This is a genomic window from Phaeobacter cretensis (genome assembly GCF_047372505.1).
GTDB classification, from domain to species: Bacteria; Pseudomonadota; Alphaproteobacteria; order Rhodobacterales; family Rhodobacteraceae; genus Phaeobacter; species Phaeobacter cretensis.
This window is the reverse complement of the sequence record NZ_JBKBEU010000001.1, coordinates 374583-398266: the sequence shown is the minus strand read 5'-3', so window position 1 is coordinate 398266 and position 23684 is coordinate 374583. Positions and strand designations below refer to the sequence as shown.

Below are 23684 nucleotides of genomic sequence, written 5' to 3'. Positions count from 1 at the left end.
CGATGTGCTCTGGCAGGGCACGCGCAGATGCGCTATGGGGCGCGTCTGAATCGCAGAAAGTTGGTCTGATGTCTTTTACCCTCGCTATTGTGGGCCGCCCGAATGTGGGCAAATCCACATTGTTCAATCGTCTCGTAGGCAAGCGGCTGGCGCTGGTGGATGACCAGCCCGGCGTTACGCGCGATCTGCGCGAGGGCGAAGCACGTCTTGGCGATTTGCGCTTTACCGTGGTTGATACGGCTGGTCTTGAAGATGCCACCGACAACTCGCTCGAGGGACGCATGCGCCGTCTGACCGAGCGCGCTGTTGATATGGCTGATATCTGCCTGTTCATGATTGATGCGCGTGTTGGTGTGACACCGATCGACCAGATGTTCGCGGAAATCCTACGCAAAAAATCTGCCCATGTGATCCTGGCTGCGAACAAGGCTGAGGGCAATGCCGCGGATGCGGGTGTTCTGGATGCCTGGGGTCTTGGGTTGGGAGAGCCGATCCGGCTATCTGGTGAGCATGGCGAAGGTCTGAACGATCTCTATTCACAGCTGATGCCGCTGTCAGACGAGTTTGAAAAACGTGGTGATGACAGCAGCCCGGATGTCGATGTCGTTCTGGATGAGGATGCCGACGAGGAAGACCTCTCGGTGCCTATGCCAACCCGGAACAAACCGTTGCAGGTGGCCGTAGTGGGCCGCCCAAATGCGGGAAAATCCACTCTGATCAACAAGATTCTTGGCGAAGATCGCTTGCTGACCGGTCCCGAGGCCGGAATTACCCGCGATGCGATATCGCTGCAGATCGACTGGCAAGATGTGCCGATGCGTATCTTTGATACAGCTGGTATGCGCAAAAAGGCCAAGGTTCAGGAAAAGCTGGAAAAACTGTCGGTTTCCGATGGTCTGCGCGCGGTCAAATTTGCCGAAGTGGTGGTGGTTCTGCTGGATGCGGCGATCCCATTTGAGCAACAAGATCTGCGCATCGCCGACCTTGCCGAACGTGAAGGCCGCGCGGTGGTTGTTGCGGTGAACAAATGGGATATCGAAGACGAAAAGCAGGAAAAACTACGCAACCTGAAAGAGGCCTTTGATCGTTTGTTGCCACAGCTGCGTGGCGCGCCGTTGATCACAGTTTCAGCCAAAACCGGCAAAGGTCTGGACCGTCTTCACGCGGCTATCATGCGTGCCTATGACGTCTGGAACCGCCGTATCCCAACAGCTGCGCTGAACCGTTGGTTGATTGGTATGTTGGAACAGCACCCACCGCCCGCACCGCAGGGCAAACGGATCAAGCTGCGCTATATGACACAGGCCAAGACCCGTCCGCCGGGCTTTGTGGTTATGTGTTCGCATCCCGACAAAATGCCAGAAAGCTATAATCGCTATCTGGTCAACGGGCTGCGGCAGGATTTCGATATGCCGGGCACTCCCATTCGTTTGACGCTGCGCTCGCAGTCGGACAAAAACCCCTACAAGGGCAAGAAAAAAGCGCCACCTTCGAAGTTGCGCAAACACCTTGAAGGTCGTCGCAACTGATTGCAGACACGCTTGATCCGGGACGAGACAAAAGGCAGCTTCCTTATTTTTGGGCGGCCCTTTTTCTTTGGCGTTGTATCCATGTGTGAGCGTTTTGTCCCACGAGCGTATATCTGCGCAATGAATCTGGCTTGATTTGACCGCAAGCTGTTGGCTTTGCTAGGGTTAACGATAAGTCAAGCAAGTATCGGAAATGTCCCCGTGTAGAGAGTGAGGCCAGACAATCACCTTTGAAACAGTGGTGGTTCTGTCGGGGGGCTGTGTCGGAGCTAGCTACGGTGGCGTGTTGGGGCTGTTCGCGGACCTTCTGGCAATTGTGCCTGAGATGAGCGTCATTGCGGCGTTACACTGTGCCTCTAGGGAACATTTATGGATCTGAGAGCATATACACGGACCTATTGTGACAAGGATAACCGGCTGGCCGCGCTCAGCTATTTCGGAACCTTTGCCGTCTATTTCCTGTCATTGACGATTGCTATTCACTTCGCCGGGATGTGGTTTTTGATGCTGCCTGCTGGCGTTGTTTTTGCCTTCGCCGCGGTCCGGCTTTATGTTCTTCAGCACGACACCGGGCACCATTCGCTGTTTGAAACCCGTCTGCAGAACGAGATTGCAGGCCATTTTCTGTCTCCTTTCACCTTTGCTCCGTTTGAGGTGATGAAACAAAACCACAACGAACATCATGCCTTTGTCGGCAACCTTGAACATCGCGAGTCGGGTGAGATCCACACTATGACCCTGCGCGAATGGCACGCGGCAAATTGGGGTCGGCGTCTGGCCTATCGGCTCTATCGTAACCCGTTTGTTCTGGTGCCATTGGGGGCGGCATTCACTTACTTTATTCGCTACCGCTGGCCTAAGAATACGCTGCGGTTTGGCGTTTTGGGAGTGGTCCTTCACAATGTTGCTATTATTGCGTTGCTGGGGCTGCTTTTTGTCGTTGCGGGGCTGACAGGTGTGATGGTCTGGCTGGGGTTTTCCTTCCTCGGCGGTATGATCGGGGTGTTCCTGGTCTACCTGCAGCATAACTTCGAAGACACCTATTGGGATCGGCGCCCTGACCTCAATCCGCAAGTTGCGGCGCTTCAGGGCTCCTCATGTCTCGATTTCGGCTGGCTTTTTGACTTCGCAGTTGCCAATATCACGCTTCATGACATTCATCACTTCAATGCCCGCATTCCGAGCTATCGTTTGCGCCGCTGCCATCACAATCTGCCGCCGGAAATTGCGCTGCGCCGGATTAAGTTCGGGGAGGCTATCCGCGCCATGGGGCTGAAACTCTGGGATGAGGATCAACAGCGACTTGTGCCCTTTCCGAGGCATAATCCAGCGTCGACGGATCTGGCTGGAACCGCAGGGTATTGCAACACGCAGGAGCCTTCTTGATGACATCTATCACAAAACTACCCGGTGTCGGACCCGCATTGGCGCGGGTGCTGACAGAAAACGGCTGCACCACGATCGAAGCCCTTGCGCAGAAAACGCTTAGCGAATTGAGCGAGATCCCGAGGATCGGCAAACTAAGGGCCGCGAAACTCGCGGCGGAGGCAAGCAAGCTGCAAACCGGGGCAACTCCGGAGACCACGGCAAGCGCTCCTGCCGCATCAAAATCCATGCCTACGCGCGGGGCTAAGAGTGCATCGAAAACCGGGCCTACGATTATAGGCAATGGTAAGAGCTCGGGGCAGGCTGATACTGTACAGCTCAGCTCTGCACTGGCAGCTGCAGAAGCTGCCCGCCGAGCGGCGGAGGCAAAGGCGGAGAAAGCAGTTTCAAAAGCCAAGAAATCAGCCAAACAGGCGGTCGCTCTCGCAGAAGAATTTGCAGAGGCAAAGATAAAGGCCAAAGCCAAGGCCAAACGGGTCAAGGCCAAGGCCAAACGGGCGATTGAGAAGGAAAAGGCCAAGGCCAAGGCGATACTGGAAGCCAAGGACAACGCCAAGAAAGACAGTGCTAAGTCCGGCGGCGGCAAGAAAGACGGTGCCAAGAAGGACCCGGTGAAGAAAGCCTCCGGCAAGCCGACATCTGCCAATGCAGCGTCCGGTAAGACTGACGCCAGCAAAAAGGATGCGTCTAAGAAGCCATCCTCCAAAAAACAGAGGGCGCCAACGCCAAAGGTTAAGAAGAAGAAATAGCAGCCGTTCAGGTGATGAGATCAGAATAAAAGAAAGCCGGCGCTATGATGCGCCGGTTTTTTTAATTTTTATTAAGAGGTTGCGGAGGTCTGCTAAACCAGCGCGCCCTCGGCTGTCAGGGTCAGGCGCCCCCCCAGATAGGGGGCTAAAACCTCGGGCAGTTTGACAGACCCATCTTCCTGCTGGCCGTTTTCCAGCACCGCGATCAGGCAGCGGCCGACCGCCAGGCCAGAGCCATTCAGGGTGTGCAGATACTCCGGTTTGCCACCATCAGCAGGCTTGAACCGCGCGTTCATGCGGCGGGCCTGAAAATCGCCGGTGGTGGAGACAGAGGAGATCTCGCGGTAAGTATTCTGACCGGGCACCCAGGCTTCGATATCAAAGGTGCGGCGCGCGCCAAAACCCATGTCACCGGTGCAGAGCACCACAGTGCGATAGGGGATGCCCAGTTTTTCCAGCAGCCCCTCGGCGCAGCGCAACATGCGTTTCTGCTCGTCGTCAGATTTGGTCGGGTGCACCACCGATACCATCTCGACTTTCTCGAATTGGTGTTGGCGCAGCATGCCGGAAGTGTCTTTGCCGGCGCTGCCCGCCTCGGAGCGGAAGCACAGGGTATGCGCGGTCATCCGGATCGGCAGCGCGCTTTCATCTAGTGTCTCGCCGGCCACGGAGTAGGTCAGCGGCACCTCGGAGGTGGGCACCAGCCACCAGCCATTAGTGGTCTGATAGCTGTCTTCGCCGAATTTGGGCAGCTTATCCGTGCCATACATCGCCTCGTCACGCACCAGAACCGGGCTGTTCACCTCGGTCAGGTCGTTTTCGTCGACATGGGTATCGATCATGAACTGGGCCAGCGCCCGGTGAACGCGCGCCACGGCACCCTTCAACAGCACAAAGCGCGCGCCGGAGATCTTCGCTGCGGTTTCGAAATCCATCGCAGCTGTGACGCCTTTGATGTCAAAATGCTCCTTGGGATCAAATGCGAAATTTGGAATCGCGCCCCATTTGCTGACCTCTACGTTGTCGTCCTCATCCGCGCCCGTCGGCACGTCGGCGGCGGGCAGATTGGGGATACGCGCCAGAACGTCGGTCAGTTTGGCGTCCAGCTCTTTGGCTTCGGTTTGCAGGGCGGCAACTTCGGCTTTCTTGCCGGCCACTTCCGCGCGCAGGCGTTCGAATTCAGCGTCGTCGCCCTTGGCCTTGGCCGCGCCGATGGCTTTGGCCGCCTTGTTCTGGTCGGCTTGCGCGGTTTCCGCCGCCAGGATTTTGCTGCGGCGGGATTCGTCCAGCGCCAAGATGTCAGACGACATCGCCGCATCCCCACGCCGCGCCAAAGCGGCGTCAAAAGCGGCAGGGTTTTCGCGGATAGCGCGGATGTCATGCATGGGAGGTGCTCCTAAAGCGTTGAATCAGTGCCGCAAGCATATGCCGGATGGGGACGGGAAGGGGAAGGGGGCGCGCACGTTTGCCGCCGGGGTGTTGTGGGATGGCACGTTAGGGCGCGGGCTAAGAATTTCTCCATATAAAGAACTTTTCTTCGAACTCGTCATCCGAAAGTGTTTCTTCGATCCAGTGGTCGGGTGCGGATGTCGGCCAGTTGGTGACCGAGGTATCAGCGAGCAATTCGTTGAAGCAACCATTGTCGCGCGCCTTGTCTGACAGGCGGAGTTGCTGAAGCGCACATTTGCAAAGTGTATTTCCTGTAGAGGACCCGTACGGATATCTTGAATCGTCGTTGAGAGCTTCGAATTGTTGAGTTGATCGAAATATCATCCCTCTGATTTTTGAGCTCCGGACCACTCTTAGTGCGTCGGGGATTGGCACCCCATCGACATTCAACTCGCAGTTCTCGATCCTCGGCCCCCAATGGCCATAGTCGCTGGGCGTTAGAAAGCACTCGATCTGCTCCGCTTCGAAATGCGTGAAGCGCAGCTCAGCTCGCTCAATTTTCGCGTTCTCGAAACTACACTCAGCCATCGCGAGCTTTGAGAGGCGGCTTCTTCGAAAATCTGTTTCGACAAAGCTCGCATCAGAAAAACTGGCCTGTTCTAACGCACAATCTGACAGATCGGCTCGATTCCAGTTGCCACTGATTTGAGCGCCTTGAAGGTTGCAACCATTTAAGCCCAAAACAAAATCTGCGATGGCTTCTCGCTTTCTGATGCTGGCATCGGACCGTCGTCCCAGCGCATCAAGAGCTGTTTGGATATCGATGCGTAGGATAGGACAGTCATCCCATCTCTTTGCAACGGAGTGCCGATCCATATTACGTGGAAATTCGGCAGCACTTTGAAGCGGCGAATTTAATCGAATGTAAGTGCATAGGAGACCCATGGCTTGAACATGAAAGTCCAAACTTTCACGGGCTATGCGTTCGAGAGCAAAGATCGCCCCAATTCTCATTTCCAGATTGGGTTCTGTTGTTTCGGCAAAAACTGGCTTTGCAAAGTCTTGTTGGCCAACAGAGTTTCTCTCGTAGGTCAGGTTCCCTTCACTGTCGCGGCGCTGCCGCTTCACGGTTTTTTCGGCGCCTAGCCCCTCAACAGCTTTGTTAATGCGATCCGTGATCAAACCCTGTTCGGTTGCCGTGGTGTTCCGTTCATTTGTCCACACCCGGATCGAGGCGAAGAATACGGTGGCGGAGCCTGCAAGTATGGCGACGAGGATGCCTATGCTGTGAGCGAGTAAGCGTAGCTCCTCAGCCTTTGGTTCTGGCCTGGCAAGTTCGTTCCCCAGAAGATCGACAAGGCGACGCACGCTCAGCCCGATTTCGACCAAATAGAAGGTCATCGCGAGGACAAAGAGCACACCAACCACGATCAGCAGCGCCTTGACGTAGTGCTGGCGCAGCCAAGCCAATGGTTGCGGGAGTGTGGCGGGCTTAAGGCTGATCGCCCAGAGCAGCGCATAGACCCCGCCACAAAGCGCAAGAAACGTGAAAAACAGCGGCTGGCTGACAATCGCCAAATAGGTGTTGAACACGAAAATAACCTTGCTGAAAAATGCGCTTTCACCCTCTCACCGCCTCTGCCGGTGGTCAACTGCGTTTGCGGTATCAGCTAAGGCCGCCTTAGCCTTGCAAACCCTCGGGGCAACGCATAGGTTCCCCTGCAAAATTAAGGGCGTCACAAGCGCCCGTCACACAGAAGGAATATCCCATGGATGGTGGCGCACTCGCCCAATTTCTCCCGCTCATTCTGATCTTTGCGATCATGTATTTCCTGTTGATCCGTCCGCAGCAGAAAAAGCTGAAGACACATCAGGCGATGGTCGAAGCGCTGCGCCGAGGCGATCAGGTGGTGACCCAGGGCGGCATCATCGGCAAGGTGGCCAAGGTCAAGGAAGATGGCGAAATCGAAGTGGAAATCTCCGATGGTGTCAAAATCCGCGTGATCAAATCCACCATCGCACAGGTTCTGAACAAGACCGAGCCGGCAGCGTAAGTAGCCCCGCTTAACCAATTGAAAAGGCAGGGCAATGCTGCAAATTGATCTCTGGAAGCGGGTTCTCATCTGGCTGGTCTGTGTGACCGGCCTTTTGCTTGCCCTGCCAAATGCATTTTACACGCGCGTCGAGCAGGCCAATGATGCCGCCGCCGAAATTACGCTGCGGGGGGAAACCTCCGAGCGGCTGGAAGTGGCGGGTCAGTGGCCGTCGTTCATGCCATCGTCGCTTGTTAACCTTGGTCTGGACCTGCGCGGTGGCGCGCATCTTCTGGCAGAGGTGAAGGTAGGCGACGTTTATGCTGCCCGTATGGATGCGCTGTGGCCTGAAGTGCGCGACGCGCTGCGCCCTGAACGCGCTGAGGTTGGCACGTTCCGGCGTCAGCAGGCTCCCGACGGGCAGATTCGCCTGAAGATTACAAAGCCGGATGGCATGGCCCGCGCGCTGGAGGTTGTGCGAGGGCTGGCCAATCCGATTACCAGTCTGACCGGGGCAGGGGCTACGGATATCACGGTGTCTGGTAGCGGCGATATCATCACGGTCGAGCTGAGCGAAGCCGAGCAAGTGGCCTCTGATGATCGTACTGTGCGTCAGTCACTGGAAATCATCCGCCGCCGGATTGACGAAGTGGGCACCCGTGAGCCGACCATTCAGCGACAGGGCAGTGATCGTATCCTGATTCAGGTGCCGGGCATTGGCTCTGCGTCTGAGTTGAAAGAGATTATTGGCACTACCGCGCAGCTGACCTTTAACCCGGTTGTCGGGCGTGGTGGCGATGCGGATGCCAATGCCGGTGTCGGCAACAAGCTGGTCCCCTCTTTGGACGAAGAAGGGGTTTATTATACCGTAGAAGCCGCCCCCGTCGTGACCGGCGAAGAGCTGGTTGATGCGCAGCCATCGTTTGATCAGAACGGCCGCCCGGCAGTCAGCTTCCGTTTTAACACAACTGGCGCACGCAAGTTCGGTGACTACACCGCCGAAAACATCGGGTCGCCCTTTGCCATCGTACTGGATGATGAGGTGGTCTCCGCCCCGGTAATCCAGTCACATATTCCGGGTGGGTCCGGTATCATCACCGGTAATTTCGACATTGAGGAAAGCACCAATATGGCGATCCTGCTGCGGGCGGGCGCATTGCCTGCCGGGTTGGAGTTCCTCGAAGAGCGCACTATCGGCCCCGAACTGGGGCAGGACAGCATCGACGCGGGTAAGGTTGCAACTATCGTGGCCTTTGTCGCGGTGCTGGTGTTCATGGCGCTGAGCTATGGTTTGTTCGGTCTATTTGCCAATATCGCGCTGATCCTCAATATTGGCCTGATCTTTGGCGGGCTGAGCCTGATTGGTGCGACACTGACCCTGCCGGGGATCGCGGGCATTGTTCTGACAGTGGGTATGGCCGTGGACGCCAACGTGCTGATCTTTGAACGGATCCGCGAAGAGCTGAAAGCCGGTCGGGGGCCTGCAAGGGCCATTGATGAGGGGTATTCAAAGGCGCTGAGCGCCATTCTTGACGCCAATATAACCACTTTCATCACTGCGGTGATCCTGTTTGCCATGGGCTCTGGCCCTGTGCGCGGCTTTGCGATTACGCTGGGTCTGGGGATCATGACATCGGTCTTCACCGCTATCTTTGTGACGCGGGTGATCATAGTGATGTGGTTTGAACGGCGTCGTCCGAAAACGATCGAGGTCTGAGATGCGGCTGAAACTTATTCCCGAAAATACCTTGTTTGATTTCTTCAAGCGTTGGAAGCTGTGGCTGGGCATCTCTGCCCTGATGATTGTTGTAGGATTTGCCTCCTTTGCACTGCAGGGGCTGAACTTTGGTATCGATTTCCGGGGCGGGACGACCATCCGTACCGAAAGCACCACCGAGATTGACGTAGGCACCTACCGTTCTGCGCTGGAGCCTCTTGAGCTGGGTGACATCACGATCAGCGAAGTCTTCGATCCGACATTCGCCGAGGATCAGCATGTCGCTATGGTGCGTATTCAGGCGCAGGCCGATGGCGAGTCTGTCTCTGGTGATGTGATTGCCAGCGTTAACGCGGCACTTGATAATGTGGCACCCGGCATCAAGTTTGTATCGGTCGAATCCGTTGGCCCCAAGGTCTCCGGCGAGCTGGTGCAGACGGCGGTATTGGCGGTCGCGCTCGCGATTGGGGCGGTTCTGATCTACATCTGGCTGCGCTTTGAATGGCAGTTTGCGCTGGGGGCCGTCGCGGCGCTGGTGCATGATGTGGTGTTGACCATCGGCGTGTTCTCGGAACTCCAGATTAAGTTTGATCTGGCGATCATTGCGGCGCTGCTGACCATTGTCGGCTACTCGCTCAATGATACCGTGGTGGTTTTTGACCGGGTGCGGGAAAACCTGCGCCGCTACAAGAAAAAGCCGCTGGCCGAGGTGCTGAACATCTCGATAAATGAAACCCTGAGCCGGACGGTGATGACCTCGGTGACCACGCTTCTGGCACTGATCTCGCTTTATGTGCTCGGCGGGGATGTGATCCGGGGGTTTGTCTTTGCCATGATCTGGGGCGTCATTATCGGCACCTATTCATCGATCTTCGTCGCTTCCACCATCCTGTTGTGGCTGGGCGTAAAACGGGACTGGACCAAGCCATCAAACACGGCGGGCAACCAGTTCGCCAATATCGACGCCTGAGCCTTCTGCACGGAAGGCGCATGTTACGAGAGGTCGCAGCCGGAACGCTGCGGCCTCTTTTTATGTGGCGGTATTTTGTCAACGGGACCGACGTGTTATGCAGCGCACCAGAGAGATAGTCAGTAGACAAATCCCGCAGGCTTTCTCGCCGAATGACACCTTAGGATCTGGCACAGTACGAAAGGATGCCCGATGCGCATGAACGAAGTTGCTTATACTGACGCGCTGCCAATTGACGGCTATGGGCCTGGGTTTTTCCGGGTCGGGGGCGAGGTACATCAGGGCAATATTCTGACCGGGCCCACAGGCACGACCGATTGGGGCAGTTATGAGGACAGCGCATCCCTGATCGCACTCGCGGGGGAGGTCGATGTGCTGTTTATTGGCACCGGTGCTGAGGTTGCACATATCCCGACTGCGCTGCGTCGGCAGCTGGAAACTGCGGGCATCGGGGTCGAGACGATGAACTCTCCCGCCGCTTGCCGTACATACAATGTGCTTTTGTCCGAAGGGCGCAGGGTCGCGCTTGCAGCACTTGCTGTTTGATCATCACAGGTGGTAGCACGCGGCCTTGATCTGAGATGATAGCAGGAAGTGCTAGATCGCGTTTTCGACACAAAGCCAAAGAGGTAGGTGGATTTCATGACGGTGACCATCGCAGGTCTGAGCATCGCGCGCGGCGGTGTTCCGGTGCTGGACGGGGTGAGCTTTACGCTGACACCGGGCCGGGCGCTGATCCTGCGTGGGCCAAATGGCTGCGGCAAGACCACGCTGCTGCGGACCATTGCGGGCCTGCAACCAGCACGGGCGGGCGAGATCATCTTTGAGGCCGCTGGAGGCGAGGACGAGTTTGCCTATGCCGGTCATGCAGACGGGATCAAACTGACCCTGACAGTGGCCGAAAACCTGCAGTTCTGGGCGTCTATCTTTGCCACTGGCGATATTGATCGCGCGGTTGATGCCTTTGACCTGCACAGCTTGCGGGATCGGCAGTCTGGCGCCCTATCGGCGGGACAGAAACGTCGTCTTGGTCTGGCGCGCCTGATGGTGACCGGGCGTCGTTACTGGATCTTGGATGAACCGACCGTCAGTCTGGACCGCGCATCGGTCCAGCAGTTCGCTGGCGTGGTGCAGGGGCATTTGGCCGAAGGCGGTGCGGCACTGATCGCGACCCATATTGATCTGGGACTGGATGGCGACACGCTGGATGTCAGCCGGTTTCGGGCCAAACTGCCAGAGCTGGACGATTTTGACGGAGCGTTTCTGTGAAGGCGCTCCTGCTGCGGGATCTGAAACTTGCACTTCGTGCGGGCGGTGGCTTTGGTCTTGGCCTGGCGTTTTTCCTTATCGTTACGGTTCTGGTGCCGTTCTCAGTTGGGCCGCAGTCAGACCTTCTGGGGCGAATTGCTCCGGGTATTTTATGGCTGGGCGCGTTGCTGGCTTGCCTGCTGTCACTGGACCGGCTCTTGGCGCTGGATTGGGAGGATGGAACGTTGGATTTGATGGCCACGGCTCCGCTGCCGCTGGAGGCCGTGGTGACAATCAAGGCGCTGGCCCATTGGATCACCACCAGCTTGCCCTTGGTGCTGGCAGCTCCGGTGCTTGGTATACTCCTGAACCTGCCAACCGAGGGGTTCCTGTGGCTGGTTGTATCACTGCTGCTTGGCACGCCAGCGCTGTCCGTGATCGGCACTTTTGGAGCAGCGCTTACGGTGGGGCTGAAACGCGGTGGATTGCTGATGTCACTGCTGGTGCTGCCGCTGTATGTACCGACGTTGATTTTTGGCGCCGAAGCCGCAAGAGCTGGCGCGGCAGGTATGGCCGTTGAAACACCGCTTTTGATGCTGGCAGGTATTTCGGCGGCGACGCTGGCCCTATTGCCCTTTGCCAGCGCCGCCGTCCTGCGCGTCAATTTGCGCTAGGATGAATGAATTGAGATCCCTTCAAGCAAGAGCTAGATAAGCCACTATGTCGATCTGGGAATATGCCAATCCAAAGAAGTTCCTGAACACCTCGGAGCGGGTTCAACCTGTGCTCTGGGTGAGTGCCGCGGTGCTTATCGTCGTTGGCTTGATCTGGGGGTTCTTCTTTACTCCCGATGATTACCGTCAGGGATCTACGGTCAAGATCATTTTCCTGCATGTCCCTGCTGCGTTAATTGCGATCAACGCTTGGTTCATGATGTTGGTTGCGTCGCTCATCTGGGTGGTACGACGTCATCACGTCAGCGCACTGGCTGCAAAAGCGGCAGCACCTGTTGGTGTGGTGATGACGCTGATCGCGTTGATCACTGGCGCGCTGTGGGGGCAACCGATGTGGGGCACCTGGTGGGAGTGGGATCCACGGCTGACATCATTTTTGGTGCTGTTCCTGTTCTATCTTGGCTATATCGCCTTGTGGGAGGCTATTGAGGACCCAGATACTGCGGCTGATCTGACATCGATACTCTGTCTGGTTGGATCCGTTTTTGCCGTGCTCAGCCGGTATGCCGTGAACTTCTGGAACCAAGGCTTGCATCAGGGCGCGTCACTGTCGCTAGATAAGGAAGAAAACGTGGCAGATGCATTTTCCAATCCGTTGTATGTCTGCATGATCGGCTTTGGGCTGATATTTTTGGCGCTGGTGTTGTATCGCACTGGAACGGAAATCCGCGCTCGCCGGATCCGCGCGTTGATGCTGCGTGAAAGGATGGAAGCGTAATGCCCGATCTTGGAAAATACGCCACTGAGGTGCTGTCCTCTTACGGAGTCTCTCTGGTCCTGCTGCTGGGGCTGTTGGTGGTGACATTTGCCCGTGGCCGCAAGGTGCGGGGTGAGATGCAGGAACTGGAACAGAAGATGCAAAGCCGAGAGGAAGAGCGTCGTGGCTAAAGTCTCCCCCGTGATGGCGCTGCCGGTTTTTGTGTTCGGCGGCCTTGTCGCGCTGTTTCTGGCGGGAATGTTCCGTGATGATCCCGAAGGCCTGCCATCGGCACGTGAGGGTCAGCCCGCGCCGCCGGTTGTTCTGAGCGGTTTTGCCGACGATCCCGGATTTGATGATGCGACGTTGCGCGATGGCACGGTGAAGTTGGTGAACTTCTGGGCCAGCTGGTGCGGACCCTGCCGTGTTGAACACCCCAGCCTTGACGCGTTGTCCAAAGAAGGGCTGGCGATCTATGGCGTCAACTACAAGGATCAGGAAGACAACGCGACTGGGTTCCTTGAAGAGTTGGGCAATCCCTATGAGGCGATTGGTCAGGACAAAGCTGGGCGTATGGCATTGGATTGGGGCGTTTACGGCGTACCGGAAACCTATGTGATTGACGGCGAGGGGACCATTATCCTGCGCTTTGCCGGCCCGATTACGCAGCGGGTGATTGATACGACACTGCGTCCGGCGCTGGAGCAGGCTGCCAAAAAGTAAGCGTTGCAGTAGAGCTGGTTAGCGCCGTTGAGACGGGGTTAGTTCCACCAATCGATGCCTATCAGCCCAGCGAATAGGTGCGGAAAATTTGCTCTTCTTCGATGTACTCGGAACAACGTTCAAAATCACCGCGTTCTGCACGCCATGTCAGATAGGCGTTTTGCGCTTCGCTGCTTTCCCAGATTTGGAAAATTACCATTTCATGCCGTTCTGGCGACAGTAGGAGATGTGCTTCTATGCAACCCGAATAGTCACGGGTCTCAGGCATCATCTTCTGTATGACAGCAGTCAGTTCGTCAAAGGTGCCGGGGATCGCCGTGATGGTGACAATGACGGCTTCTTTCTCGGAAGTGTATTTCACATGTAGTCCGTATTGGTGAGTAACGCCGCCGGAACCGGCAGACGAGATCGATTGAGTGTGGAGCCAAAAGGGCAACGATCTTTACCGAGCGGTCGTTCTGAAGCCTAGACTGTTGCGAGAAGGGGCGTCCAGTAGAAAGGTAACGCTAGGGCAATTTGCCGCTGCTTTGGAATGTGGTGCCTGTGGTTTAGCCGGTCGTACTTATGGTCGGCTGAAACTGAAACGGGCGCCCCGAAGGGCGCCCACTCAGAATATCTAAGACACAGATAGCTGCGTCAGATTTACGATTTGGCGAGGTTCCGCAGAACGTAGTGCAGCACGCCGCCGTTTTCGATGTATTCGATCTCGGGCGCGGTATCGATACGGCATTTCAGCGTGATGGTTTTCTTGCTGCCATCCGCATAGGTGATGTCGCAGTTGACCTCTTGCAGCGGTGTAACGCTTTCAAGGCCTGCGATATCCACGGTTTCGTCGCCGGTCAGTTCCAGAGACTTCCGGGTATCCCCATTTGTGAACTCAAACGGGATAACCCCCATGCCCACCAGGTTGGAGCGGTGAATACGCTCAAAGCTCTCGGCGATCACGGCCTTCACACCCAAGAGCGCTGTACCCTTGGCTGCCCAGTCACGCGACGAGCCCGCACCGTATTGTTCGCCACCGAAGACAACCAGCGGCGTGCCGTTTTCCTGATGCGCCATGGACGCTTCAAAGACAGAGGTCTGCGCGCCGTCGGGGCCCTTGGTATAACCGCCTTCGACACCATCGAGCATCTCGTTCTTGACGCGGATATTGGCAAAGGTGCCGCGCATCATGATCTCATGGTTGCCACGACGCGAGCCATATGAGTTGAACTCACGCGGTTGCACCTGACGGTCCAGAAGATATTGGCCCGCCGGTGTGGTGGTCGCAAAGGAACCCGCCGGAGAGATGTGGTCCGTGGTGATCATATCGCCCAGCATCAGCAGCACTTTCGCGCCTTCGATGTTGGAGATGGTGCCCGGTTCCTGACCCATGCCCTGGAAATAAGGAGGGTTCTGGATATAGGTGGAGGTCGCAGGCCAATCGTAGGTCTCTTGGTCCGGAACATCCACGCCCTGCCATTTTTCGTCGCCTTTGAAGACGTCGGCATATTTGGTCAGGAAGGCTTCGCGGGTCACGGTCTCCTGGACCAGATCAGCGACTTCTTGTGTGGTCGGCCAGATGTCTTTCAGGAAGACGTCGTTGCCGTCCTTGTCCTGACCCAGCGGATCGCTTGCCAGATTGATATCCATGGTGCCCGCCAGCGCATAGGCGACGACCAGAGGCGGAGACGCGAGGTAGTTGGCGCGCACATCCGGTGAAATCCGGCCCTCAAAGTTGCGGTTGCCCGACAGAACGGCGGTTGCAACCAGATCACCTTCGGCGATGGCATCAGAGAGTTCTTTCTGGATCGGGCCGGAGTTGCCGATACAGGTGGTGCAGCCATAGCCTACGAGGTTAAAGCCGATTTTATCGAGATCTTCCTGCAGGTTCGCCGCCTCAAGATAGGCAGACACCACCTGAGAACCGGGCGCAAGAGACGTCTTTACCCAAGGTTTGCGGTTCAGGCCAAGAGCGGCGGCTTTGCGGGCCACAAGACCAGCCCCGATCATCACATAGGGGTTCGATGTGTTGGTACAGGAGGTGATCGACGCGATCACGACCTTGCCGGATTCCATGGTGTAGTCCTCGCCGGATACGGCGATTTCTTTGTTCATGGGACGCTTAAACGTGTCTTCCATTTCTTTGTGGAAGGCGTCTTTGGCACCGGTCAGGGCAACATAGTCCTGAGGACGCTTGGGACCGGAGATCGCAGGCACGATGCTGCCCATGTCGAGCGACAGGGTGTCTGTGTAGATCGGCGCGTAGGTCTCATCGCGCCAGAAACCGTTTTCTTTGGCGTAGGCTTCGACCAAAGCGATGCGGTCTTCGTCGCGACCGGTGTTCTTCAGGTAGCGGATGGTCTCTGCGTCAATCGGGAAGAAGCCACATGTCGCGCCGTATTCGGGTGCCATGTTGGCGATCGTCGCCCGGTCTGCCAGCGGCAGCTTGTCGAGGCCCGCACCGTAGAATTCAACGAATTTGCCAACCACGCCCAGTTCGCGCAGCATTTCCACAACCTTCAGCACGAGGTCGGTGCCGGTGGTACCTTCCATCATCTCGCCGGTCAGCTCAAAGCCGATGACTTCGGGTATGAGCATGGAGATCGGCTGACCAAGCATTGCGGCTTCGGCCTCAATGCCGCCAACGCCCCAGCCCAGAACCGCCGCGCCGTTGACCATAGTGGTGTGGCTGTCGGTGCCGACCAGCGTGTCGGGGTAGGCGACTTCGTTGCCATCCTGGTCTGTATCGGTCCAGACGGTCTGCGCCAGATACTCAAGGTTCACCTGGTGGCAGATACCGGTGCCGGGGGGAACAACGCGGAAGTTGTCAAATGCGGTCTGACCCCATTTGAGGAAAGTGTAGCGCTCCATGTTGCGCTCATACTCGCGGTCCACGTTCATCTGGAAAGCGCGAGGGTTGCCGAACTCGTCGATCATTACCGAGTGGTCGATCACAAGATCGACAGGCACCAGCGGGTTGATCTTGTTGGCGTCACCGCCGAGGTTCTTGATACCATCGCGCATTGCGGCCAGATCAACCACAGCCGGAACGCCGGTGAAGTCCTGCATCAGAACACGGGCCGGGCGATAGGCGATTTCGCGCGGGTTCTTACCACCGTTGGCGCCCCATTCGGCAAATGCTTTGATGTCATCGGTGGAGACGGAGAAACCGCCGTCTTCGAACCGCAGCATGTTTTCCAGCACCACTTTCAGTGCGGCGGGCAGTTTGGCGAAATCGCCAAGACCGGCTTCGGTCGCTGCGGGGATCGAGTAATAAGAGATCGACTTGCCACCTGCGCTTAGCTTACGGCGCGTTTTGGCATTGTCCTGTCCGACGGTGATAGGCATGTTTGGCCTCCCTCTGGGATGTGAAAACAGGGAATTCGCTAAGGGCTGTTTGCAACAGGTCGGGCGCTCATTCAATAGCTGAAACGCCGCAGATGGTATTTTTGTATGCAATAGTACACAAAATTTGCAGCAACACCGTAATTTGCCCAAAAAAGACCCGCGCACGGGCGTCTCAAGAATGATTGATTGGTCATTACAAGCCGGGGCAGCTAGATCAAAAGGCAAGAGTAGAAAGGGTTCGATGCATGAGATTTGTTACATCTCTTCTTTTCGCCACATGGATGGCCTTGCCGACGGTGGCCACCGCGCAAAGCGGTGAACAGGTTGCGGATCTGGTGGTCGTAGAACTGTTCACTTCGCAGGGGTGTTCATCCTGTCCGCCCGCCGATGCGCTGTTGCGGCAGCTGACAACACGGGACGATGTTCTGCCTTTGGCGCTGCATGTGGACTATTGGGACTATATCGGCTGGAAAGACCAGTTCGCAGACCCCGCCTATACCCGACGCCAAAAGGGATATGCCCATGTCAGCGGGCGGCAGATGGTCTATACACCGCAGATGATCATTAACGGTCAGGACGATGTGGTTGGAGCCAACGCGATGAAGCTGGCGGATGCTATATCTGCGCATAGAGATCGGTCGAGCCAGGTCGCGATTACCATCGATGAGAGCCAAAGCGACACGACCGGTGTTTCTGTGACACTGCATCGGGCCGAGACTGCACCGGCGCTTTCGCAGCCAATTACAGTACAGTTGGTGCGATATGCGCCGCTAAAAACAGTTGATATTGCTCGCGGAGAACTCGCAGGCCATCGGCTGGACTACGCCAATGTGGTCGAGCAGATCGACCGCGTCGCAGAGTGGGACGGGCAGGGCACATTGCAGTTTACAGTGGCATTGACGGATCCACGCGAAGCAGCCTTGCTGGTTCAGCAGGCCCCATACGGAGCCATTTTGGCAGCAGCTAAACTGAACTAACCAACTCCGTGATGGCCAGTCAGCTGCCGTCAGCGGGTTTTTGTGCCGGTGCCGGTGCCGGTTTCGGAACTGGATTGTAGGGTTTCCAGCGTCGATGGATCCAGAACCATTGCCCCATATTCTCACGCACGAGATCTTCCAGACGCTTGCAGACCGTGGTGGTCATTGTGATCGGATCGGAGGGGGCAATTTCCTCCTGCAGGATGATTTCAAAATCCAGACCGTTCGGCTGCCGAATAGCATAGACCGGGATCATCGCGGCCTTGTATCTCAGCGCCAGTTCCGCCGGTACGATTGAGGTCACAGCCGGTTTGCCAAAGAAATCAATATTGACGCCGCCATGGGCATGGAGATCGGCAACAATTGCGATAATGCCGTTTTGTTTCAGATGGCGGACCATCTCTATCATGCCGCGTTTTCCCTGTTCAAACATGGGTTTACCGGTTTTTTCTATCGCGCGCACATAGTGATCGTTGAAATATGGGTTTGCCATTCGGCGGTAGAGCGCGCCCATGGCGAAGCCGCGTTTTATCAAGTTCGCGCGGGCGGCGTCGTAGTTGCCAAAATGCCCGGTCACCAGAATGACCGGCCGTCCTTCTGCGCGGGCGCGTTCCAGATCAGGCAGGCCTGGGCCTGACACGGGTGCGGCCCAGGCGCGTTCCAGAAATGGCTGTCCGGCATAAAGCTCTGCCACCACACGGCCCACATTGTCGCTGACCTCATGACAAAGCCGGGCGATATCAACTTCCTGCAACTCAGGGCAGGTCAGCGCGAGATTGTCACGGACACGTTTGTCAAACCCCACCAATGGGGCTGCTTTACGTATGATCCATCCCATTGCGGGGATACGTTTTCTGTAAGGAATAAGCCCAAGCGCACCGATGAGGCCGCGCAGGGCCACGTTACTGGCATAGTAACTGGCGCGACGGCCTGAGGACAGGGTGGAGGGATCGACGGGCATGTCCGGAGGGCCTGCGTTTAGGGGCAATAATATCACCCGCGACCCTAAACGTCAGCGCCATTGGGTACAAGCAAGGCTGGCAGCGCAAAGCCGCTTGCGGAGTAATAATCGTGGCGGGAGAGAGCAGTGCCCTGTTCAATTTTCTGACAGGTTTGTAAACCTGCAGGATCGTGTGTCACCGAGGTTCATTAGATTGCGCGAGTCGCGGGCGGGGAACTGTTCTGCCTCTTAACCCCGGTGAAGCGCAGACACGGGCGTCTCGGACGCCGTTTTACTGACCTGCTGTAGCTTTACTCTTCTTCTTCCTCTTCCACGGAGCGCAGTTCGATTTCGCCGGAGTTCACCAGCTCGCGCAGTGAGTTGACGATGGTACTCATCGCGCCTTCGCCAATGCTGCGCTTGACCTTGCCGCGTTCGGTGACTTCTTCGCGGATATTGTTGGCCATCCGGCTGGACATATTGGCTAGCATAAATTCGCTCGTTTCGACATCGTCCTCGCCGGTGGAGAAGGCAATAGCGGTGACCAGATCCTGCTGTGCCAAAACACGGGTGATCTTGGGGACATCAACTGGGCTGACACGTTGTGCGATCAAGGCGTAGGTAAAGATCGACTTGCGCACATCGCCTGCAAATTCCTCGTCTTCTTCATCCAATGCGGTGAGCACTTCGTCGCGTTTTCCTGCTGCGGCCTGGGTGAGGATCGCGCCCATGCGCTGACCCGGCGTTTCGTCAAAGGCAACTTCGGGGCGCGCTTCGATCTGGGCGGCAAGAGACAGGCCAATACGATCAACAGTGTCGGGCGTTACAGCGGCGGTCTGACTAACGGCATAGGTGATGCGCCGTGCAACGGGGCCGGGCAGGTGGATCAGCATCTGTGCGGCCTTGGCGGTGTCGAGTTTTGACAACAGTACGGCGGCGACCTCGGTGCTTTCGGCCTCTGCCAACTCCGCCAGCTCTTCGGGCGGTAGGGCGCGCAGGCGTTCCCATGGATCGCCAAACTGGCGCACGCCGGCCTCTTTACGTAGGCGACTGGCGGTCTGACGGCTGATTTTACCTTCCATCGCGGAAAGCGCGCCGGCCAGGCCATTTGGGAACGACAGGCCGATATTGTCCAGCATTTCTGCAAACTCGTCGGCCACCTCATGCAGGGTATCACGGTCAATCAGCCCCATGCGGCCCATTTGCTGAGTTAACTCGATTTGAAGGTCGTCTGGCAGGGATTCCAGTGGGATGTCCGCGCCTTCATTCAGCAGGAGACGCACCACGATGGCTGCTTTGGCCTTGCCACTGAGCTTTGATTTGGTGGAGGGCAAACCACCACCCATGGCGGGCATATCCAATGCGCCGCCGCCCATGCCACCCATTCCCATGTCGCCGCCGCCAAAATCGCCCCCTAGATCAATTCCGCCAAGCGGAGCCGGGGCGGAAAAATCACCCAAGTCATCTGAGGAGGCCGCCATGGGAAGCGCCAAAGCATTTTCATTCTGCATTTATGAGCCCTAGCCAAAAAGATTCTCTTTCTGTTACTTCAATCTAGGGCGGAAGCCGTAAAGAAATGCTGAAAATCAGTAGCTTTGCGTCTGCCCCGACAAAAGAGCCTCGCGCAGAGAGACCTCGGCCCAACTGTCAGTACCACCATTGGCACGAATGATCTTCCACTGTTCCAGTGCCTGGCCGTATTTCCCTTCGGTAACAAATCCTTGCCCCATGTAGGAGCGCGCAAGATGATTGCCCGGATCCTGAGCGATGGCTCGATTGTAGTAGGACATCGCCAGATCGCGATAGCCCTGCTTACGATGGGTAAAACCCCAATAGGTCAGCACCCGGCTATCCGTCTGGTCAGGCATGGCAGCCAGTACAGCCTGCGCATCATCATAGCGTTCGGCATAGGCCAGTTCGCGGATGGCGTCGTACAACTCATCAGGGTCGAGTGAGGATTGTTCTGGCGCGACACAGCGCTGTTTCTGATCGTCCCAGACCTTCGCGCCTTTGCATGCCTTGGTGGTATTGGTTGGCTTGGGTGCTGCGCTATCCTCACCACCTGCGGCACTTGCTCCGGTGGCAAAGGCCAAAGATAGGGCAAATGCAGGCAAGGCCAGCAACAAGGCGGTCCCGGTTGCGCGCGTCGTCGAGTGAGATAAGGAACGGGCGAGGGTGGGCGATAGTGTCGGCGTTGCAGGCATCAGTCTGTCCTTGTGTCGCGCGCGCCGCGGATTTGCGGCCTTATGTACCTACCATAGATGGTTGATCGCAAAGACGGGATAACAAGGTAGTGAGGACCGGCAGCTACGAAATGAGCCGCCCTGCATGAGACAGAGCGGCTCTAGAGTCAGATCAATTGTCGATGCCCAATGATGGCTTAAGCACCGAACACCCGTGATGGCTTAGGCACCGAACACCCGTGCAAAGATCGTGTCGACATGTTTGGTATGGTAGCCCATGTCGAATTTCTCGTTGATGGCGTCTTGGCCAAGGGCGGCAACCACGTCTGCATCCGCCAGAAGCAGTTCCCGGAAATCAACACGGTCTTCCCAGACTTTCAATGCGTTACGCTGCACCATAGCATAGGCGTCTTCGCGGTTCACGCCCGCTTGGGTCAGCGCCAAAAGAACACGCTGCGACATCACCAGGCCTGGGAATTTATTCATGTTATCCAGCATGTTATCTGGAAAAATCAACATTTTATCGATGACACCGGCCAGGCGGTTCAAGGCAAAATCCAGCGTCACGGTGGCGTCAGGGCCGATGCCGCGCTCAACGGAAGAATGCGAGATATCCCGCTCGTGCCACAGGGCGACGTTTTCCATTGCGGGTATAACGGTCATCCGCACCAGACGCGCCAGACCGGTCAGGTTTTCGGTCAGGACAGGGTTTTTCTTATGCGGCATCGCAGAGGAGCCTTTTTGGCCCATTGAGAAGAATTCCGCACCTTCCAGCACCTCTGTGCGCTGCATGTGGCGAATTTCTACCGCGATATTCTCGATTGAAGAGGCGATGACACCAAGCGTGGCAAAGAACATCGCGTGACGATCGCGCGGGATCACCTGAGTGCTGATCGGCTCTGGGCTGAGGCCCAGCTGTTCGCAAACATGCTCTTCGACGCGGGGGTCGATATTGGCGAAGGTGCCCACCGCACCTGAAATCGCACCCGTGGCAACTTCGCTGCGGGCGCTCTGCAGGCGCTGCTTGTTGCGATCCATTTCGGCATAGAACCGGGCAAAGGTCAGGCCCATGGTGGTTGGCTCGGCGTGAATGCCGTGCGAACGACCAACGCGTACGGTGTCTTTGTGCTCAAGCGCGCGTTTTTTCAAGGCCGCCAGTACCTTGTCCATGCCATCCAGAAGGATGTCTGCGGCGCGGACCAGCTGGACGTTTAGGCAAGTATCCAGAACGTCGGACGACGTCATACCCTGATGCACGAAACGTGCTTCTTCGGAGCCCACATGCTCGGCCAGATGGGTCAAAAACGCGATGACGTCATGTTTGGTGACCGCTTCGATTTCATCAATACGGGCGACGTCGAATTCCACATCCTTGGCTTTCCACACGGCATCGGCATTCTGGCGCGGGATCACGCCGAGGTCGGCCATGGCTTCGCAGGCATGGGCCTCGATCTCGTACCAGATCTTGAATTTGGTTTCCGGCGACCAGATGGCAACCATTTCAGGACGGGAATAGCGAGGGATCATGGGCAGCAGCACCTTTTTGTAACAGGGCAGAAGGGAAGCGGATGATGCCGCGCGTCTTAGAGCAGCGCGCCCCACAGGGCAAGGGCACCGCGAAAGGCAGCGACAGAAAGCCCTAAATTCGGGTGCGTTATGCCAAAAGACCTGAGATTTGATCCCTTGTGGCAGGTCGTGGGTGTCAGAAATGGTGGCTAAGCGGCGTATTCAGGCGCGGTTCAGAAAGGAAGATGCGCCGGATCGACCTCGGTTTCGGCGTCCACCTGATCCAGCCGGGTGGTGACCTTGGCACCATGTTCCAGCGTCCGGTGAACTGGGCAACGATCTGCAATATCCAGCAGTTTGGCGCGTTGCTCTTCGGTCAGTTCACCACTGAGGTAGATCACACGGGTGAACTGGTCGATCTGCGCGGGGCCGGAGGGCAGGGTGTCCTGTGCATGTACCTTGTCGTGGCAGACATCGACGCTGACGCTCTCAAGCGGCAGGCCTTTGCGGCGGGCATACATACGTATGGTCATGGAGGTGCAAGCCCCAAGACCCGCTGCAATGAACCCATAAGGTGTCATGCCTTTATTGCTGCCACCATAAGCCAAGGGTTCGTCGGCATAGGTGTGGTGGCGTGGCCCGGATTGCACATCCTGAAGGAACCCATTGGGATCAGCTTCACTTACGCGCAACACGCCTTCGGGGGCGCCGGGCGGAGGTGCGGGCGGTGACAGATCAATATAGCGTCCGGCCCATGCGGCGATGAGATCGGCTGCGTATTCGGCGTCGCGGGCACGCGTGATCAGGTGATCTGCATCATCGAGCGTGACAAAGCTCTTGGGGTGTTTTGCCGCGATAAAAATATCGGCAGCATTGTCGATGCTGACGGTGGCATCCATTGGCGCGTGCATTACCAATAGGGCCGCATCCAGATCCTTGATGGCGCTGAGCAGAGCCTCATTGCGAATGTCGTCGACAAATTGCTTGCGGATAACAAAAGGGCGGTCGGCGAGGCAGACTTCGGCAGAGCCTTCGGTTTCGATCTTGTCCAGCGCTTCCCCGAATTGATGCGCAACATGGCCGGGATCAGATGGCGCGCCAAGCGTCACCACACCGCGAACCGACGGCAGCCCTGCACGGGCGCGCAGCACGGCAGCCCCGCCCAGCGAATGACCGACCAGCAGCGAAGGTGCTAATCCGCGCCCTGCCAGATACTGCCCGGCTGCAACGAGATCAGCGACATTAGACGTGAAGTTGGTGTTGGAAAATTCGCCGTCGGAATGACCAAGCCCGGTAAAGTCAAACCGCAACACCGCAATCCCCATAGCTGCAAGACGGGCCGAGATGCGGCGCGCAGCGGGAATATCTTTGGAACAGGTGAAACAATGAGCAAACAATGCGGTGGACAGGATCGGACCTTCGGGCAGGTCCAGACGCGCAGCCAGTTGGCCACCGGAGTGGCCGGGAAATGAAATGCGTTCAATGGGCATATGATTAGCCTTTGTCTGGAGGTGGCCCTAAGGTGCGGCTATGAGAGGGCAGGCACAAGGTATCTGTCTGCAACGTCACGCGA

General features: G+C 57.0%; 22 protein-coding genes. 13 read left to right on the top strand and 9 right to left on the bottom strand.

Features of this window, described 5'->3' with window-relative positions:
* The first annotated feature begins 68 nt into the window (after positions 1 to 68).
* The 3 genes from der to ACEWZM_RS01930 all read left to right on the top strand — a co-directional run bounded on the left by der (position 69) and on the right by ACEWZM_RS01930 (position 3664).
* Positions 69 to 1529 carry a ribosome biogenesis GTPase Der gene (der, locus tag ACEWZM_RS01940; protein ID WP_414004842.1) on the top strand — a complete coding sequence of 487 codons (1461 nt, stop codon included), beginning with the start codon at positions 69 to 71 and terminating at the stop codon, positions 1527 to 1529.
* Between the two features lie 369 nt (positions 1530 to 1898).
* Positions 1899 to 2915 (top strand): fatty acid desaturase, encoded by a 1017-nt coding sequence (locus ACEWZM_RS01935; protein WP_414004841.1) that lies wholly within the window; start codon positions 1899 to 1901, stop codon positions 2913 to 2915.
* Entirely contained in the window at positions 2915 to 3664 is a 750-nt protein-coding gene (locus tag ACEWZM_RS01930) for a helix-hairpin-helix domain-containing protein (RefSeq protein ID WP_414004840.1), read from the top strand. The genes ACEWZM_RS01935 and ACEWZM_RS01930 overlap by 1 nt, the downstream gene beginning before the upstream one ends.
* Before the next feature lie 92 nt (positions 3665 to 3756).
* On the opposite strand, the gene serS is transcribed toward ACEWZM_RS01930, so the two are convergent.
* Both serS and ACEWZM_RS01920 read right to left on the bottom strand, forming a co-directional pair.
* The gene (gene serS, locus ACEWZM_RS01925) at positions 3757 to 5049 is read right to left on the bottom strand and encodes a serine--tRNA ligase (RefSeq protein ID WP_414004839.1); all 1293 of its coding nucleotides are present in this window, start codon (positions 5047 to 5049) and stop codon (positions 3757 to 3759) included.
* Positions 5050 to 5170: 121 nt separating this feature from the next.
* Entirely contained in the window at positions 5171 to 6646 is a 1476-nt protein-coding gene (locus ACEWZM_RS01920; RefSeq protein ID WP_414004838.1) for a pentapeptide repeat-containing protein, read from the bottom strand.
* A 176-nt stretch (positions 6647 to 6822) separates the two neighbouring features.
* Here ACEWZM_RS01920 and yajC point away from each other — a divergent pair, with 176 nt between their 5' ends.
* The 9 genes from yajC (at position 6823) to ACEWZM_RS01875 (ending at position 13175) form a co-directional block, all read left to right on the top strand.
* On the top strand, positions 6823 to 7107 hold the full coding sequence (yajC, locus tag ACEWZM_RS01915) for a preprotein translocase subunit YajC (protein WP_414004837.1): 285 nt from the start codon (positions 6823 to 6825) through the stop codon (positions 7105 to 7107).
* 34 nt (positions 7108 to 7141) lie between these two features.
* Entirely contained in the window at positions 7142 to 8803 is a 1662-nt protein-coding gene (secD, locus tag ACEWZM_RS01910) for a protein translocase subunit SecD (RefSeq protein ID WP_414004836.1), read from the top strand.
* Between the two features lies 1 nt (position 8804).
* Complete coding sequence (secF, locus tag ACEWZM_RS01905; protein ID WP_414004835.1) at positions 8805 to 9773, top strand: protein translocase subunit SecF; 969 nt, start codon at positions 8805 to 8807, stop codon at positions 9771 to 9773.
* A 192-nt stretch (positions 9774 to 9965) separates the two neighbouring features.
* Positions 9966 to 10319: an Mth938-like domain-containing protein gene (locus tag ACEWZM_RS01900; RefSeq protein ID WP_414004834.1), complete on the top strand. Its 354-nt coding sequence runs from the start codon at positions 9966 to 9968 to the stop codon at positions 10317 to 10319.
* Positions 10320 to 10415: 96 nt separating this feature from the next.
* The gene (gene ccmA / locus ACEWZM_RS01895; RefSeq protein ID WP_414004833.1) at positions 10416 to 11042 is read left to right on the top strand and encodes a heme ABC exporter ATP-binding protein CcmA; all 627 of its coding nucleotides are present in this window, start codon (positions 10416 to 10418) and stop codon (positions 11040 to 11042) included.
* Positions 11039 to 11695: a heme exporter protein CcmB gene (gene ccmB, locus ACEWZM_RS01890; protein WP_414004832.1), complete on the top strand. Its 657-nt coding sequence runs from the start codon at positions 11039 to 11041 to the stop codon at positions 11693 to 11695. Before ccmA ends, ccmB begins: the two co-directional genes overlap by 4 nt.
* A 46-nt stretch (positions 11696 to 11741) precedes the next feature.
* Positions 11742 to 12473, top strand: coding sequence for a heme ABC transporter permease (locus ACEWZM_RS01885; RefSeq protein WP_414004831.1), 732 nt, complete (start codon positions 11742 to 11744; stop codon positions 12471 to 12473).
* Complete coding sequence (gene ccmD, locus ACEWZM_RS01880) at positions 12473 to 12643, top strand: heme exporter protein CcmD (protein ID WP_414004830.1); 171 nt, start codon at positions 12473 to 12475, stop codon at positions 12641 to 12643. Before ACEWZM_RS01885 ends, ccmD begins: the two co-directional genes overlap by 1 nt.
* The gene (locus ACEWZM_RS01875) at positions 12636 to 13175 is read left to right on the top strand and encodes a DsbE family thiol:disulfide interchange protein (protein ID WP_414004829.1); all 540 of its coding nucleotides are present in this window, start codon (positions 12636 to 12638) and stop codon (positions 13173 to 13175) included. The genes ccmD and ACEWZM_RS01875 overlap by 8 nt, the downstream gene beginning before the upstream one ends.
* Before the next feature lie 61 nt (positions 13176 to 13236).
* Here ACEWZM_RS01875 and ACEWZM_RS01870 read toward each other — a convergent pair whose 3' ends face one another.
* Both ACEWZM_RS01870 and acnA read right to left on the bottom strand, forming a co-directional pair.
* Complete coding sequence (locus ACEWZM_RS01870) at positions 13237 to 13536, bottom strand: putative quinol monooxygenase (RefSeq protein WP_414004828.1); 300 nt, start codon at positions 13534 to 13536, stop codon at positions 13237 to 13239.
* 281 nt (positions 13537 to 13817) lie between these two features.
* Entirely contained in the window at positions 13818 to 16505 is a 2688-nt protein-coding gene (gene acnA / locus ACEWZM_RS01865) for an aconitate hydratase AcnA (protein WP_414004827.1), read from the bottom strand.
* A 245-nt stretch (positions 16506 to 16750) separates the two neighbouring features.
* Here acnA and ACEWZM_RS01860 point away from each other — a divergent pair, with 245 nt between their 5' ends.
* Entirely contained in the window at positions 16751 to 17482 is a 732-nt protein-coding gene (locus ACEWZM_RS01860; protein WP_414004826.1) for a DUF1223 domain-containing protein, read from the top strand.
* A gap of 19 nt (positions 17483 to 17501) precedes the next feature.
* Here the strand turns inward: ACEWZM_RS01860 and ACEWZM_RS01855 are convergent, their stop codons facing one another.
* The 5 genes from ACEWZM_RS01855 to ACEWZM_RS01835 form a co-directional block, all read right to left on the bottom strand.
* Positions 17502 to 18443 carry a lysophospholipid acyltransferase family protein gene (locus ACEWZM_RS01855; protein WP_414004825.1) on the bottom strand — a complete coding sequence of 314 codons (942 nt, stop codon included), beginning with the start codon at positions 18441 to 18443 and terminating at the stop codon, positions 17502 to 17504.
* Positions 18444 to 18733: 290 nt separating this feature from the next.
* The gene (locus tag ACEWZM_RS01850; RefSeq protein WP_414004824.1) at positions 18734 to 19933 is read right to left on the bottom strand and encodes a flagellar motor switch protein FliG; all 1200 of its coding nucleotides are present in this window, start codon (positions 19931 to 19933) and stop codon (positions 18734 to 18736) included.
* Positions 19934 to 20008: 75 nt separating this feature from the next.
* Positions 20009 to 20626: a tetratricopeptide repeat protein gene (locus ACEWZM_RS01845; RefSeq protein WP_414004823.1), complete on the bottom strand. Its 618-nt coding sequence runs from the start codon at positions 20624 to 20626 to the stop codon at positions 20009 to 20011.
* 201 nt (positions 20627 to 20827) lie between these two features.
* Positions 20828 to 22132: an adenylosuccinate lyase gene (gene purB, locus ACEWZM_RS01840; RefSeq protein ID WP_414004822.1), complete on the bottom strand. Its 1305-nt coding sequence runs from the start codon at positions 22130 to 22132 to the stop codon at positions 20828 to 20830.
* A gap of 212 nt (positions 22133 to 22344) precedes the next feature.
* Positions 22345 to 23601, bottom strand: coding sequence for a bifunctional alpha/beta hydrolase/OsmC family protein (locus ACEWZM_RS01835; protein ID WP_414004821.1), 1257 nt, complete (start codon positions 23599 to 23601; stop codon positions 22345 to 22347).
* Positions 23602 to 23684 lie beyond the last annotated feature (83 nt).

What these genes read in the sequence shown, in the direction of transcription:
- ACEWZM_RS01900 (WP_414004834.1), top strand. Translation starts at nt 9,966, where the DNA reads ATGCGCATGAACGAAGTTGCTTATACTGACGCGCTGCCAATTGACGGC.
- yajC (WP_414004837.1), top strand. Translation starts at nt 6,823, where the DNA reads ATGGATGGTGGCGCACTCGCCCAATTTCTCCCGCTCATTCTGATCTTT.
- ACEWZM_RS01855 (WP_414004825.1), bottom strand. Translation starts at nt 18,443, where the DNA reads ATGCCCGTCGATCCCTCCACCCTGTCCTCAGGCCGTCGCGCCAGTTAC.
- secD (WP_414004836.1), top strand. Translation starts at nt 7,142, where the DNA reads ATGCTGCAAATTGATCTCTGGAAGCGGGTTCTCATCTGGCTGGTCTGT.
- der (WP_414004842.1), top strand. Translation starts at nt 69, where the DNA reads ATGTCTTTTACCCTCGCTATTGTGGGCCGCCCGAATGTGGGCAAATCC.
- purB (WP_414004822.1), bottom strand. Translation starts at nt 22,132, where the DNA reads ATGATCCCTCGCTATTCCCGTCCTGAAATGGTTGCCATCTGGTCGCCG.
- ACEWZM_RS01845 (WP_414004823.1), bottom strand. Translation starts at nt 20,626, where the DNA reads ATGCCTGCAACGCCGACACTATCGCCCACCCTCGCCCGTTCCTTATCT.
- secF (WP_414004835.1), top strand. Translation starts at nt 8,805, where the DNA reads ATGCGGCTGAAACTTATTCCCGAAAATACCTTGTTTGATTTCTTCAAG.
- ccmA (WP_414004833.1), top strand. Translation starts at nt 10,416, where the DNA reads ATGACGGTGACCATCGCAGGTCTGAGCATCGCGCGCGGCGGTGTTCCG.
- serS (WP_414004839.1), bottom strand. Translation starts at nt 5,049, where the DNA reads ATGCATGACATCCGCGCTATCCGCGAAAACCCTGCCGCTTTTGACGCC.
- ACEWZM_RS01835 (WP_414004821.1), bottom strand. Translation starts at nt 23,601, where the DNA reads ATGCCCATTGAACGCATTTCATTTCCCGGCCACTCCGGTGGCCAACTG.
- ACEWZM_RS01885 (WP_414004831.1), top strand. Translation starts at nt 11,742, where the DNA reads ATGTCGATCTGGGAATATGCCAATCCAAAGAAGTTCCTGAACACCTCG.
- ACEWZM_RS01930 (WP_414004840.1), top strand. Translation starts at nt 2,915, where the DNA reads ATGACATCTATCACAAAACTACCCGGTGTCGGACCCGCATTGGCGCGG.
- ACEWZM_RS01850 (WP_414004824.1), bottom strand. Translation starts at nt 19,933, where the DNA reads ATGCAGAATGAAAATGCTTTGGCGCTTCCCATGGCGGCCTCCTCAGAT.
- ccmD (WP_414004830.1), top strand. Translation starts at nt 12,473, where the DNA reads ATGCCCGATCTTGGAAAATACGCCACTGAGGTGCTGTCCTCTTACGGA.
- acnA (WP_414004827.1), bottom strand. Translation starts at nt 16,505, where the DNA reads ATGCCTATCACCGTCGGACAGGACAATGCCAAAACGCGCCGTAAGCTA.
- ACEWZM_RS01860 (WP_414004826.1), top strand. Translation starts at nt 16,751, where the DNA reads ATGAGATTTGTTACATCTCTTCTTTTCGCCACATGGATGGCCTTGCCG.
- ACEWZM_RS01935 (WP_414004841.1), top strand. Translation starts at nt 1,899, where the DNA reads ATGGATCTGAGAGCATATACACGGACCTATTGTGACAAGGATAACCGG.